Annotated in this window: 13 protein-coding genes; 7 read left to right on the top strand and 6 right to left on the bottom strand. The window is 70.7% G+C overall.

The annotated features are described in order from the left end of the window. Positions 1–4: 4 nt before the first annotated feature. The gene (locus ABZ267_RS23045) at positions 5–379 is read right to left on the bottom strand and encodes a GntR family transcriptional regulator (protein WP_356754691.1); all 375 of its coding nucleotides are present in this window, start codon (positions 377–379) and stop codon (positions 5–7) included. Positions 380–462: 83 nt separating this feature from the next. On the opposite strand from ABZ267_RS23045, the gene ABZ267_RS23040 reads away from it, so the two are divergent. Then, complete coding sequence (locus tag ABZ267_RS23040) at positions 463–1,383, top strand: GNAT family N-acetyltransferase (RefSeq protein ID WP_356754689.1); 921 nt, start codon at positions 463–465, stop codon at positions 1,381–1,383. Continuing rightward, the gene (locus ABZ267_RS23035; protein ID WP_356754687.1) at positions 1,364–1,876 is read left to right on the top strand and encodes a DUF402 domain-containing protein; all 513 of its coding nucleotides are present in this window, start codon (positions 1,364–1,366) and stop codon (positions 1,874–1,876) included. The genes ABZ267_RS23040 and ABZ267_RS23035 overlap by 20 nt, the downstream gene beginning before the upstream one ends. Positions 1,877–1,926: 50 nt before the next feature. Here ABZ267_RS23035 and ABZ267_RS23030 read toward each other — a convergent pair whose 3' ends face one another. From ABZ267_RS23030 to ABZ267_RS23015, 4 genes are read right to left on the bottom strand one after another with little or no spacing between them, the layout of a single operon-like run. Beyond that, on the bottom strand, positions 1,927–3,420 hold the full coding sequence (locus ABZ267_RS23030; RefSeq protein ID WP_356754685.1) for a trifunctional class I SAM-dependent methyltransferase/NUDIX hydrolase/VOC family protein: 1,494 nt from the start codon (positions 3,418–3,420) through the stop codon (positions 1,927–1,929). 13 nt (positions 3,421–3,433) lie between these two features. Continuing rightward, positions 3,434–4,966, bottom strand: a complete 1,533-nt coding sequence (locus ABZ267_RS23025) for a tripartite tricarboxylate transporter permease (protein WP_356754683.1) — start codon at positions 4,964–4,966, stop codon at positions 3,434–3,436. Between the two features lie 3 nt (positions 4,967–4,969). Then, positions 4,970–5,557, bottom strand: a complete 588-nt coding sequence (locus tag ABZ267_RS23020) for a tripartite tricarboxylate transporter TctB family protein (RefSeq protein WP_356363656.1) — start codon at positions 5,555–5,557, stop codon at positions 4,970–4,972. After that, positions 5,554–6,537, bottom strand: a complete 984-nt coding sequence (locus ABZ267_RS23015; RefSeq protein WP_356754681.1) for a tripartite tricarboxylate transporter substrate binding protein — start codon at positions 6,535–6,537, stop codon at positions 5,554–5,556. Before ABZ267_RS23015 ends, ABZ267_RS23020 begins: the two co-directional genes overlap by 4 nt. Positions 6,538–6,685: 148 nt before the next feature. Between ABZ267_RS23015 and ABZ267_RS23010 the strand changes: the two genes are divergently transcribed. Continuing rightward, positions 6,686–7,339: a response regulator gene (locus ABZ267_RS23010; protein WP_356754751.1), complete on the top strand. Its 654-nt coding sequence runs from the start codon at positions 6,686–6,688 to the stop codon at positions 7,337–7,339. A gap of 63 nt (positions 7,340–7,402) precedes the next feature. On the opposite strand, the gene ABZ267_RS23005 is transcribed toward ABZ267_RS23010, so the two are convergent. Next, a complete protein-coding gene (locus ABZ267_RS23005) occupies positions 7,403–7,582 on the bottom strand; it encodes a hypothetical protein (protein ID WP_356754679.1) in 180 nt (59 codons plus the stop codon). A 433-nt stretch (positions 7,583–8,015) separates the two neighbouring features. On the opposite strand from ABZ267_RS23005, the gene ABZ267_RS23000 reads away from it, so the two are divergent. The 4 genes from ABZ267_RS23000 (at position 8,016) to ABZ267_RS22985 (ending at position 13,275) form a co-directional block, all read left to right on the top strand. Then, entirely contained in the window at positions 8,016–9,281 is a 1,266-nt protein-coding gene (locus ABZ267_RS23000) for a peptide synthetase (protein ID WP_356754677.1), read from the top strand. Between the two features lie 103 nt (positions 9,282–9,384). Then, a complete protein-coding gene (locus tag ABZ267_RS22995) occupies positions 9,385–10,959 on the top strand; it encodes an alpha/beta hydrolase (RefSeq protein WP_356754675.1) in 1,575 nt (524 codons plus the stop codon). A 230-nt stretch (positions 10,960–11,189) separates the two neighbouring features. Further along, complete coding sequence (locus tag ABZ267_RS22990) at positions 11,190–11,930, top strand: MerR family transcriptional regulator (protein ID WP_356754673.1); 741 nt, start codon at positions 11,190–11,192, stop codon at positions 11,928–11,930. A gap of 268 nt (positions 11,931–12,198) precedes the next feature. Beyond that, on the top strand, positions 12,199–13,275 hold the full coding sequence (locus ABZ267_RS22985; RefSeq protein WP_356754671.1) for a lytic polysaccharide monooxygenase: 1,077 nt from the start codon (positions 12,199–12,201) through the stop codon (positions 13,273–13,275). Positions 13,276–13,325: the final 50 nt, after the last annotated feature.

Here is a 13,325-nt window from a genome sequence, read left to right as displayed (position 1 = left end):
GGCTTCAGTCCCCGTACGCGGCCCGTACCGCGTCCTTGGCCAGCGCCAGGGCCTGTTGCCGGGTGAGGCCGAGTCGCTCGGCGGTCTCGGCGTACAGCTGCGCGGCGGCCGCCGCCTTCTGCTCGGCCGCTCCTCCGGCCGCCGCGACGAAGGTCCCGTTCCGGCCCCGGGTCTCGATCACGCCGTCGGCCTCCAGGGCGCGATAGGCCTTGGCCACGGTGTTGGCGGCGAGGCCCAGCTCCTCGGCGTAGCCGCGTACGGTCGGGAGGCGGTGGCCGACCGGGAGCACGCCGGAACGGGCCAGTTCGGAGAGCCGCGTGCGCAGTTGCTCGTACGGGGCGATGCCGGAGTCCGGGTCCAGGACGATCTTCTCAGTCACCCGCCGATTCTCCCTCACGGGCGCTCTCACGGTGGGAAAAAAGAGGAGGCGGTCGCGGCGCGGTCGCGCGTAACCTCCGCCGCATGACAGTCATCGTGCGCGACTTCCGGCCATCCGACGCAGAGGCGTGGACCCGCGTCCGGCGGGCGGCGGTCCCGTATCTGGTGTCCACACCCGAGCAGATCACCCACGATCTGGCCCACGCCCATCCGGGCCGGCACTACCGCCTGCTGGTGGCGGAGCGGGACGGCGAGATCATCGGCACCGCGCAGGCCGGCATCGCACACGACAGCACGGAGCCGGGCCGGAGCTCCTGCACCCCGCACGTCCTGCCGGACCACACCGGCCACGGCGCGGGATCGCTGCTGCTGAGCACGGCGGAGGAGCATCTGGCGCAGGCCGGGGCCACGGTCGTGCACGCCTGGGTGCTGGAGACGCCGGAGAGCCTGGAGTTCGCGCGCGGCCGGGGCTACCGTCCGGGCCGCTCCGCGCACTTCCAGCACCTGGACCTGGCGAACGGCGTCCTGCCTCCGCTCCAGGCGGTCCCGGCGGGCGTCGAGCTGAGGCCGGGTTCCGACTTCGCCGACGATCCCCGGCCGCTCTTCGACGCGGACGCCCAGGTGACGCTGGACGAGCCGAGCGACATCCCGGTCGAGCTGGACGACTACGAGGACTGGCTGACGACCATCTGGCGCCACCCGACCTTCGACGCCGCTCTGACCACGGTGGTCCTGGTGGACGGTCAGGTGGCGGCGTTCAGCGCGGCCGGCACCGACGGCCACCGGACGTACTCCAGCAACATGACCGGCACGCTGCGAGCCTTCCGGGGCCGTGGCCTGGCCAAGCTGGCGAAGAACGACTCGCTGCACCGGGCGCGGGCGGCCGGCTGTACGGACGCCTACACCGCCAACGACACGGGCAACGGCCCGATGCTCGCCATCAACAAGTGGTTCGGCTACACGGTCTGCGCCACGGAGGTCCGTCATGCCCGCACTCTCGGCTGAGCCACGCGCACCGCGCTCCAAGGGCCTGGTGGTCGCACTGACGAAGGCCGGCCGCACGAAGATCAGGTATCCGGCGGAGCTGGTCCGCGACGACGGCACCCGGGTCACGGTCCGGGCGCCGTGGGCCGCGCCGGGAGTCCGGGACTTCGGCTTCGTACGGTTCGAGCCGGGCGATGTCTTCACCGAGCACTACTGGCGGGACCGGTGGTTCGCGGTGAAGGAGGTCCGCACCGGTGACGGCGGACTGAAGGGCTGGTACTGCGACATCTCCCGGCCCGCCGTCCTGGCCGACGGCGTGCTGGCGGTCGAGGACCTGGACCTGGACCTGTGGGTCTCGGCGGACGGCTCCTGCGTACTCCGCCTGGACGAGGACGAGTTCGAGGCGAGCGGCCTGACCGAACGCGATCCTGAGGCGGCCGGATCGGCGGCCGCTGCCTTGGACGAGCTGGAGGAGCTGGCCCGGACGGAAGGGCTGGCACGCCTGCTTGCCTGACCGACGCCTCACCTCACCGGCAACGAGGCTCCAGGGGCGGGACTCGGGCTTCAGGGGCGCGGCTCCGACGTCACGACCAGCTCCACCTCGTATCCCGCCTCGTCCTCCAGATAGGCGGCGCAGTGCCTCCGGCCTCCGGCGTACGGATGGCGGTCGGCATGGAGCAGCCGCCAGCCGTACGACGGTGCCTCGGCCGTCAGGGTGTCCAGCGTGGCCCGGTCCGCGACGTGGAACGCCAGGTGGCTGAGGCCCGGGCGGCGGCGGTCGTGGTGGTCGGCGGAGAGATCGGGCGACTGCTCCACGACCACGTAACTCTCGCCGTGCCGCCAGCTGCGGCCGCTCGCCCAGCGCTGGTACGGGAGATGGCCGAGCCGCGTCAGCAGCCAGCCCCACCGGCGCTCCGCACCCGCGAGGTCGGGCACCCACAGCTCGATGTGGTGCACCCGGCCGGTCCGCTCGGCGGCGGGCTCCAGTGCCACGGCCCGGCGCGGGCCGTCCGGCCGGTGGGCGATCGGGTCGCCGTCCTCGTGCCAGTGGATCATGAAGTGCTCGCCCGACCGGTAACCGTCCAGGCCCGCACGGCAGTACGCGACCATGTCGTCCGGCAGGGCGTCGAGCGGGAACCAGTCCAGCTCGGAGCACTTCTCCGGCTCCGCGTTGTGCGGCGGGTGCTCCTCGTCGTACTCCGCGACGAAGAACCAGCCCATCCGCGCCCCGCCGCCGGGCCCTCGGTGCTGCATCACCAGAGCGACCCGCAGCGCGTCGGGGTCCAGCGCGACGCCGATCTCCTCGGCGGCCTCGCGGATCATCGCCTCGCGGACGTCCTCGCCGTCCTCCGCGTGGCCGGAGGGCATGTGCAGCAGGCCGTCCGCGTAACCGGTGTCGGCACGGCGGGCGAGCAGAACGTCCGGGCCGCGGCGCAGGATCAGGTGGACGTCGACGACCTCGGTGTGCCGGTGAGGCGGCTCGGCGCGGGCGACCAGCGCATACCGCTCGTCGTCCACCTCCTTGCCCCACAGCCGCGCGTCGCCGGCCAGGTCCTCGTGGTGGACGCGCTCGGTGTACGGAGCGAGCAGGGCGGTGATACGGGCGGCGGAGAGCCCGACACCGCCCCACACGCCTTCGATCAGGACCAGCCGACCGCCGGGCTTCAGCAGCCCGAACCAGTGGGCCAGGGCCGCCGCCGGATCGGGCAGCAGCCAGACGACGTGCCGGGCCACGATGACGTCGAAGACCCGCTCCCCCACCGGCGGCCGGCCCGCGTCGCCGACCAGGACCTCAGCGCCGGTCCCGGCGAGCTTGGCGCGGGCCAGCTCGGCCATCCTGGGCGACCGGTCCACGGCGGTGACCCGGTGGCCCTGGCCGGCCGCAAGCAGCGAGAGACTTCCCGTACCGCATCCGAGATCCAGCACGTCGCTGCGGACGGCGGGCAGCCAGCTCTCCAGCCGGCCGGCCCACGCGTCGCGCACGGCGGGGTCGAGGAGTCCGTGGTCGGGCTCCTCGTCGAAGGATCCGGCCGCCGCGTCCCAGTCGATCGTCGTCATGGCATCGATACTCTCAGCCACCACTGACAGTGCCGGTTCCGTCGTTCTCCTTCCGGCCGTTCCCCCGCCGCACGACGAGCAGCCGGTACACCAGCGGCCAGGCGAGGATCAGCGCCACGATCGCGTAGACGGTGACGGAGAACGGGGTGTTGACGAGTCCGGTCACGCTGCCGTCGCTGATCTGGAGCGCGCGCCGCAACTGCTGTTCGGCGGCCGGGCCGAGGATCACGCCGATGACGGCGGGCAGCACCGGCAGCCCGTACCGCCGCATGCCGAACCCGATCAGGCCGATGATCAGAAGGATCACCAGGTCCAGGGACTCACCGCCGACCGCGTACGCGCCGACGGCGGCGAAGAAGAGGATGCCCGCGTAGAGGTAGGGGCGCGGGATCCGCAGGAGCTTGGCCCAGACGGGAGCGAGCGGCAGGTTGAGCGCGAGCAGCAGCACCATCCCGACGAAGAGCGAGGCGATGAGGCCCCAGACCAGCTCGGGTTCGCGTTCGAACAGCAGGGGCCCGGGCTGGATCCCGTACTGCTGGAACGCGGCGAGCATCACGGCGGCGACGGCGGTGGTGGGCAGGCCGAGGGTGAGCATGGAGACGAGGGTTCCGGCGGCGGAGGCGGAGGCCGCCGACTCCGGTCCCGCGACGCCTTCGATGGCCCCTTTGCCGAACTGGCCGCGGTGCTTGGAGAGCCGCTTCTCGGTGACGTAACTGAGGAAGGTCGGGATCTCCGCGCCGCCCGCCGGTATCGCGCCGAACGGGAAGCCGATGAGCGGGCCGCGCAGCCAGGGCTTCCAGGTGCGGCGCAGGTCGTCCCGGCCGAGCCAGGGACGGCCGACGGGGATCGCCTCGCCGGTCGAGCGGCGCAGGTGGGCGGCGACCCAGAGGGCCTCGCCGATCGCGAAGAGGCCGACCGCCACGATCACCACGTCGACCCCGTCGGCCAGTTGGAGCGAGCCGAAGGTGAGGCGCTGCTGCCCGGTCATCTGGTCGAGGCCGACCAGTCCGATGGTCAGACCGATGAGCAGGGAGGCGAGACCGCGGATGCGCGAGGCGCCGAGGACGGAGGTGACGGCGATGAAGGCCAGCACCATGATCGCGAAGTAGTCGGGCGCTCCGATGCCGATGGCGAGCGAGGCGACGGTCGGCGCGAGGACGACCAGCAGGATCGTGCCGATCATGCCGCCGGCGAAGTGGCCGATCGCGGCGGCGGCCAGCGCCTGCGCTCCGCGTCCGGCCTTCGCCATCGGGTTGCCTTCGATCGCGGCGACCACGGCGGCGCTCTCGCCAGGGGTGTTGAGGAGGATCGAGGTGGTGGAGCCGCCGAACATCGCGCCGTAGTAGATCCCGGCGAACATGATGAACGCACCGGTCGGGTCGAGTCCGTACGTCACCGGGAGCAGCAGCGCCACGGCCATGGCGGGTCCGATGCCGGGCAGCACACCGATCGCGGTGCCGAGCAGGACGCCGAGCGCGGCCCAGAGCAGGTTGGTCGGCGTGAGCGCCGTACCGAAGCCGTCGAGGAGGGAGTTGAGGGAGTCCATCGGTCAGATCACTCCCATCAGCGGGCCGCCCGGAAGGGGGACACCGAGCAGGTTGTCGAAGAGGAAGTAGGTGGCGAGGGAGAGGACGGCGGCGATGAGCGGATCGCGGTCGAGGTGGCGGCTGCCGAGCGCGTAGGCGGAGCCCCAGAAGAGGAGTGCTCCGGCGATCGGGAAGCCGAGCGGGCCGATCAGGACGGCGGTGGCGAGGAAGACGCCGCTCAGGAGGAGGACGGTGCGCCAGTCGGCGGGTTCGTCGAGGTCGACGTCCTCGCCGCCTTCGGCTTCGCCGCGGCCGCCGCGCAGGACGTCGACGGCGAGGAGGACGGCGACCAGGAGGAGCGCCGAGCCGACGACGAAGGGGACGGTACGGGGGCCGATGGGGCCGCGCTGGGCTATGTCGACGCTCATGGTGAGGGCGTCGGTGAGGACGAGGATGCCGATGGCGAGGAGGAGGACGCAGACGCCGAGCTCGGAGTGGCCGCGCAGCCAGGAGCGGGCGGTGGTGTCAGGCTTCTCCGCGGCGGGCGCGGTGGGTCCGGTGGGTTCGGCGGGCCCGGTGGGTTCGGCGGGCCCGGTGGGTTCGGTGGTCACAGCCCCAGCTCCTTCAGCACGGTGGCGACGCGCCGGTCCTGCTCGGCGAGGAAGGCACCGAAGGGTTCACCGGTGAGGAAGGCGTCGTCCCAGCCGTTCTTCCTCATCGACTCCCTCCACTCCTTCGACGCGTGCAACTTGGTGACCAGGCCGATGAGCTTGGTGCGTTCGGCGTCGGAGAGGCCGGGCGGGGCGACGATGCCGCGCCAGTTGGTGAACTCGGTGTCGAGTCCGGCCTCGCGCAGGGTGGGCGCGTCCATGCCGGCGACCCGCTCCGGGCCGGTGACGGCGAGCAGCCGCAGCTCACCGGCCTCGATCTGGTCGCGGTACTCGCCGAGGCCGGAGACGCCGAAGCCGACCTTGTTGCCGAGGACGGAGGCCAGCAGCTCGCCACCGCCGTCGAACGGGACGTAGTTGACCGCCTTCGGCGCGATCCCGGCGGCCTGCGCCATGAGCATCGGAGCGAGGTGGTCGGGCCCGCCGGGCGACGATCCGCCGCCGACCGGCACGGCGGCCGGGTTCTTCTTCCAGGCGGCGAGGAGATCACCGATGGTGCGGTACGGGGAGTTCCTGGCGACGACGACGATGTCCGGCTCCTCGGTGAGCCGGGCGATGGGCGTGGTGTCGGCGAGGGTGCTCGGGGACTTGTTGGTGTGGACGGCGCCGACGACACCGAGGCCCATGGAGAGGGCGAGCTTGCCGTTGCCGTGCTCGCCGACGAGCCGGGTGAGGCCGACCGTGCCGCCGGCTCCGGGCAGGTTGAACACCTCGATGTTGTGGGTGAGTCCGGCGTCCTCGGCGTTCTTGGCCATGGTGCGGGCGGTGATGTCGTAGCCGCCGCCCGGGGTGTTGGGGACCATGAAGCGGAGCCCGGGAATCTGGGTGCCGGTGTCGGAGCCGTCGCCGGTGGCGAGCAGGGGCGGCCCCACCAGCACGAGCAGTGCGGCTCCGAGCAGGGCGATGGGAGTGCGTAGTCGCACGGGTTCCGCCTTTCGCTGTGAAGTGGCCCACATGTTGCCCGCGCGTTGACGACCTGTCTCTCTTCCGGAATCAACGGACGTTGTGGTCGTTGCGGTCGCGGCTTAGCGTGGCGGCGTGACGACGGTGCTGGTGGTGGACGACGACTTCATGGTCGCGAAATTGCACAGCCGCTATGTGTCCGCAATGGACGGTTTCACGGTGGCCGGTGCGGCACACAACGGCGCCGACGCCCTGCGGGCGGCCGAGCGGCTGCGCCCCGACCTGGTGCTGCTGGACATCTACCTGCCCGACATGGACGGGATCGACGTCCTGCGGGCCCTGCGTGCGGCGGAGGAGCAGGACACCTCACGGCCCAGCACGGACGCCCTGTTCATCACGGCGGCGAGGGACGCCGGAGTGATCCGGGCGGCGCTGCGGGCCGGTGCCCTGCACTACCTGATCAAGCCGTTCAACCGGTCCGCCCTCCAGGAGCAGCTGCGCCATGTGGCCGCGCTCCGCACGCGCCTGGATGAGCTGGGCGAGGCGCGCCAGGAGGACGTGGACCAGATCTTCGGCACCCGCCCGCCCGGCTCCCGCGAACTCCCCAAGGGCCTGGCGGCTCCCACGGCCGACCTGGTGGAACGTACTCTGCGGGGCCGCCCGAAGGGCCTGTCCGCCTCGGAGTGCGCGGAGGAGGGCGCCTTGTCCCGGGTGAGCGCGCGGCGCTACTTGGAGCACTTCGTGGGGACGGGGCGGGCCGAGGTGACGCTGCGCTATGGAGGGACGGGGCGGCCGGAGCGGCGGTACCGGTGGATCGGTTGAGCCCCGGCACCCGCGCTCACCGTTGACGCTGTGCCACCGGCGTACGCCCCCGTACACCCACCCTCAAGGAGTGCCGCCGGCACACCGCCGCTCCCAGGTGGACCGCACGGACTCATGGGCACGCAGGAAGCGATGATCCGGGTTCTCGGCGAGGTCGACGGGAGCCTGGAGCGTGCCGGCACGGCTGTCCTGGCGTATGAGCTGGATGAAGGTACGGGCGCTGCGCCGCCAACGGTTCGTCATCTCCCGGCCCCCTGGCTCCCGTCCCGCGCGCGGCGTTCTTCCCGTCCTCCCGAGGATCACGCACCGCACCGCACTGACCACGGACGCGGCGCGTGGCGGACGGCTTCCTTCCCGTATTCGCGTCCGGGCGCGTGGCCACTTTCTGCTTGCTGCCGATCCGTGTCCGGGAACTGTGCCGTAACGTCATGAGTTTCACCCGGAATGGCAGAGGTAGAAGCCCTTAGGGAGCCCATCGGCTGCCACTTCCAGGAACGGAAACGGCGAGGTGATCACCGGTCCGGATTCAGCGCGAACACACGCATGGAGCGGTTGATGGATTCTGCTACGACTCATGCCGCGGACGGTGCCGTTGAGGCCGACCACGCTTCTCGGAGGCGCCCGGACCGTCATCTGAGGCAGCACCGCGAAATAGACCTTCAGGAAAGGTGACACATTGGCGAACGACAGCATTCTGGGCGAGTCATTCCGGGGACTGGGCGCATTCGAGAGAACCATTGACCTCTATATGCACAGAAACCCCGTCCAGTTTTCACTGGTGGCCGAGATAGATCGCCGGATAGCGGCGGCGACCCTGGCCCGGGAACTGGCGCACCTCCAGGAACAGCACCCGCTGCTCAGGGCCGCGGTCGACCGAAGTGCACCGGAGACCCGGTACCGCCGAGCCGAAGGTCCGATCCCCGTCGGAACGGCCGCCGCCGGGACCCCGTGGCAAGCGGTCGTCGCCACCGAGCAGACCCGCCCCATTCCGCCGGGACCGGGCCCGCTCCTGCGTGCCGTCCTGATTCCCGGACATGGAGGCTGTTCCATCGTGCTGACCTTCGCTCACCAGATCACGGACGGGGTCGGAGGCTTGCAGGTGCTGCTGGAACTGGTGGCGGCCCTGGACGGTGAGGAACGCGGAACGCCACGCGGTGTCCCGCGGGCACAGGAAGACCTCCTCGCCGCTCTCGACGTACAGACAGACAGCGACGGTGCACCAGCTCCGGTGTTGTTGCCGGCGGAGGACGAACGAGTCAGTACGCCAGGAGAGCTTGTGCCGTTCTCCGGACGGCTGCCGCATGTCTCGGATCTCGCTCTGGACCGAGAACTGACCGCACGGCTCATGGGCCGCTGTCGTGCGGAGCGTATGTCGGTGCACGCGGCGCTCTGCGCGGCCGCCTCGACCGTGTTTCACCGCAGGGGCCGTGACTTCGTGAGGGTGTTGAGCCCGGTGGACCTGCGCCGCGCGGTCGGCTTGCCCAAGGACGTCGCCAACCGGTTCGCGGGCGCTCGGACTGCCAGTGAGGCGCCGGACGCGGACGACTTCTGGGCGCTCGCCCAGCGGCACCATCAAGCGCTCGGAGGACAGCGCACACCGCGCGCTCTCCAGGCCGGATCCGCAGCCCTCGCACAGGGCCCGCCGGTATCTGCGGAAGACGCCGAAGCCATGATGGCCGCTGTCACAGCAGCGGACATCCAGATCACGAACCTCGGGGCGGCGGAGACCTACCACTCCGGCCCGGCTTCGCTCACGGCCCTGTGGGGGCCCGCCCAGATCACTCAGCTCAAGGGAGAGCACGTTCTGGGTGTCGTCACCGTCGGCGGGTGCCTGCGGATGACGGAACTGACCCACGACCCCGTAGCCGCTCTCCTCCCCGAGATGGCGTCTGTCATCGCTCGGGCCTGCACCACCACGGGCCATGGCGCCGGCCTCGCATGACCGAAGGAGTGCCGCACCCCATGTGCGCGCCGGCCCTCCGCTCCCTGCCGAAGAGCCGATGACACGTGCACTTCACCTACTCCAGCCCTCATGAGGAGAGACGTTGCCTTCCCTGCCATCCTCCGTCCGCCCGGCGATGATTGCCGTCGCCCTGCCCTTGCTGCTCATGGCCGGGGCGTGCAGTCCGAGCAAGTCCGGCACCTCTCCGCAATCGGAGGCATCGACGAAACCACCCACGGAGCTGGACCGCTTTTACGGGCAGGATCTCGCATTCGCCTCGTGCAAGGGGTACGGCGCCACTCCGGTGGACGAAAAGCTCTTCGCTGATCCCCGCTTCCAGTGCGCCCGGCTGGACGTGCCGCTGGACTACGACGACTCCGAGGGCGAGACGGCACAGATCGCGGTGCTGCGTGTCCCTGCGCGAGGAAAGTCGCTGGGGCCTCTGCTCCTCAACCCGGGCGGTCCCGGCGGCGCCGGCCTGAACCTCGCGGCACAGACGCACCAGGCGCTGGCCAAGAGCCCTGTCACCGAGCGATTCGACCTGGTGGGGTTCGACCCTCGTGGTGTGGGCGCGTCCAAGCCCGCGATCAGCTGCTTCAGCAAGGAGGACTATCTCGCCGGTGATGTCCGTACCGAACTCGTGCTGACGGCGGGCCGGTTCTCCGGGGACCATACGAAGAAGCTCGTCGACAAGTGCGTGCGGCGCTCCGGTGGCGCGCAGAACCTGGCCGCCGTCGGCACCCGCGACACAGTTCGCGACATGGACATCCTGCGGTCCGCCCTCGGCGGGAAGAAGATGAACTTCCTGGGCCAGAGCTACGGCACCCGCATCGGAGCTCTGTACGCCGAGAAGTTCCCGCGCAAGGTTCGCAGCATGGTCCTCGACGGTGCCGTCGATCCCCGCCTCGGCAGCGAGCGACGGTTGTCCCAGTACAGCGGATTCCAACGTTCCTTCGACAAGATGGCCGCCGCCTGCGCCACCCGTGAGGGCTGCCCCCTGGGCACTGATCCGAAGCGAGCCACCGAGGAGTTCCACAAAATCGCCCGTCCGCTTCTCGACAAGCCGCTCCCCTACGGGCAGGGACTGCGGTTCACCTACAACAACCTCATCGACTCCGTCATCTCCGGGCTCTACTACCAGGCGGTCTGGCCGAAGATCACCAAGGGGCTCGCCGAAGTGCGGTCGGGCAAGCCCGAACAACTCCTCGCCATCTCCCAGGCTTTCAGCGGGCGCGCCCCGGACGGCAGCGGCAGCAACTTCGACGTGGCCAACTACGCCATCACCTGCATGGACGAGGCCCGCATGACCCCCGAGCAGGCCGTCGACATGCGGCAGAAGACCTACGAAGCAGCGCCGTTCGTCGATCCAGGTACCGGCTCCGCCGGGGCCCGGGATGTCTGCGAGTCCTGGCCCGTGGAGCCGAAAACCACCTACCCCTTCCCTGACCGGGTCGAAGGACTGCCCCCCACGCTGACGATCTCGATCACCGGCGACCCGAGCACTCCCTACCAAGCCGGCGTCAACTTGGCCGAGGCCCTCGACGGCAGCCTGCTCACCGTGAAGGGCGAACAGCACACCATCGCCACGTCGGGGGCCAGTGCCTGCGTCAACAAGGCCGTGGCCGACTATCTGATCCACCTGCGGACCCCGTCCGACGGAGCCGCCTGCACCCTCTGACGACCGCCCCGGCCCCGCCCGGTCCTTCAGGTCCCCCGCTGTTCGCAGCGGGGGACCTGAAGGAGAACACGTGCCTGCGCACAGCCGGATCACAACCTGACGCCCTCCACTGCGGCAAGGCGTGCCACGTCCGCGCCCACCCTGCTTGACCATGCCGCTACGGCATGGTTTCGACTGGACCTCTTCGGCGTGACCGCGCCGGCGTCACCCCTGTCGAGGGAGATACCCACATGGCGTGGAGCACCCGCGAGATCGCGGAGCTCGCCGGCACCAGCCTGAGGACGGTGCGGCACTACCATGAGGTCGGGCTGCTCAACGAGCCCGAGCGGCGTTCCAACGGCTACAAGCAGTACGGCGTAGCCCACCTCGTCCGGCTGTTGCGCATCAAGCGCCTCACCGGCCTGGGATTCTCCCTGACCCAGATCGCCGCCATGCGCGACGACGAGCACCCGCGAGATGCTCTGCGAGCTCTCGACGCCGAACTGGCCGCCACCATCGAACGGCTCCAACTCGCCCGGGCCGAAGTCGGAGCGCTCCTGCGCACGGCCCTGCCGCACGACCTGTCGCTCCCGTTCGCCCCGGCGGGCGCCTCCGCCGAGCTGCCCGACCCGGACCGCTCGTTCGTCACCGTCATGAGCAGCGTCCTCGGTCCGAGTGGGCTGCGTGCCTACACGGACATGCTGCACCAGGCTCCCGACGCATCGGTCGCCGTCGAGCTCGACAGGCTCCCTGCCGACGCCGACGAGCAGACCCGGCGGGATCTGGCCGATCGCCTCGTGCCCTTCGTCCGCGCGCTCCACGCGAAGCACCCAGGGCTGGGCGACCTCTCCTCGGACGCCCCACGCGGCCGGAACCACGCCGCGGAGACGATCGGCAAGGCCATCGATGACCTCTACAACCCCGCCCAGGTCGATGTGATGCGCCGCCTCCGAGTCCTTCTCTCGCAACCGGGGAAGACCGGCCCGGCCTGACCGGATCGTGGGCTGGCCCGGACCGGCTCTCCGCGCGGGAGGAGACCATCGGCGGAACACCGTCGGTCAGTGGGCCGGTCCCCGTGGGCCTGCCCTCGGCCCTCCTTCCTGAGCACTCACTTAGCCCCTCCTTAAAGCGACCATAAGGATCCCCTCCACCCCGTCCCAGCAGGCTTTTTGGCCCTTTCGAGCAGCTAGCTTGCTGATCGCCGGGACGGATTGAAGGCCTGGCGCCCCACCGTTGTGCCGCTTTGAAGGAGAACCCTCCATGACCGCTCGTCGCAAGGCCGCCGGGGTCGTCGCCCTCGGCTTCGCACCGTTCGCGCTGGCCGGAGTCACCGCCACTCCGGCGCTGGCCCACGGTTCGCTCACCGACCCGGTGAGCCGGGTGTCCGCGTGCTTCGCGGAGGGGCCTGAGAGTCCGGTGTCGGCGGCGTGCAAGGCGGCGGTCGCGGCCGGTGGAACGCAGGCGCTGTACGACTGGAACGGCGTGAACATCGCCAACGCGGCCGGTGAGCACCGTGAGTTGATCCCGGACGGCAAGCTGTGCAGCGCGTCCAACGACAAGTTCAAGGGGCTCGACCTGCCGCGCGCCGACTGGCCGGCCTCCCCCGTGAAGGCGGGCAAGCACACCTTCAAGTTCCGGGCCACGGCCCCGCACAAGGGCTCCTTCGAGCTGTACCTCACCAAGCCGGGCTACGACCCGACGAAGCCGCTGGCCTGGTCCGACCTGGAGGCGAAGCCCTTCGCCCAGGCCACCGACCCGGCGCTGGTGGACGGTTCGTACGTGTTCGACGGGACCATCCCGGACGCGGCGGGGCGGCAGCTGATCTACACGGTGTGGCAGCGCTCCGACTCCCCCGAGGCCTTCTACGCCTGCTCCGACGTGGTCTTCGGCGGCGGTTCGGCGGGTACGGGCGGTACGGGTGGCGGCGAGGCGCCGGAGGAGAAGCCCGCCGGTGAGGCGCCGAAGAACGAGGAAGCGGCTCCCGCGCCCGTACCCTCCGCTCCCTCCGCTCCCTCCGAGGACGCCATCACCGAAGGCGCCGAGAAGTCCTCCGTGGAGCACAACGGGCACGGTGACGACGACGCGAACACCGGAGCGAAGGTCAACGCCGCCGCTCCGGCCGCCAAGCCCGAGGCTGAGCCCAAGACCGCCGCCGAGGGCAACGCGCCGCAGGCCAACGCGGCCGGGCAGGAGGACGTGCTCGCCGAGACCGGTGGGTCGAGCAGCAGCACGTATCTCGCGATGGGCGGAGCCGCCGTACTCGCCGTCGGCGCTGCCGTGCTGTTCTCCTCGCAGCGTCGCCGGGCCACCGCCTCCACCGGTCGCCACAGCCGCTGACCCACGCGTATCAGGCCATGAACACGGGCCGAGGCCACTGTCCGCCCCCA

Source organism: Streptomyces sp. NPDC006174, assembly GCF_040614075.1.
GTDB lineage: Bacteria > Actinomycetota > Actinomycetes > Streptomycetales > Streptomycetaceae > Streptomyces.
This window is presented reverse-complemented; position numbering and strand designations above follow the sequence as displayed.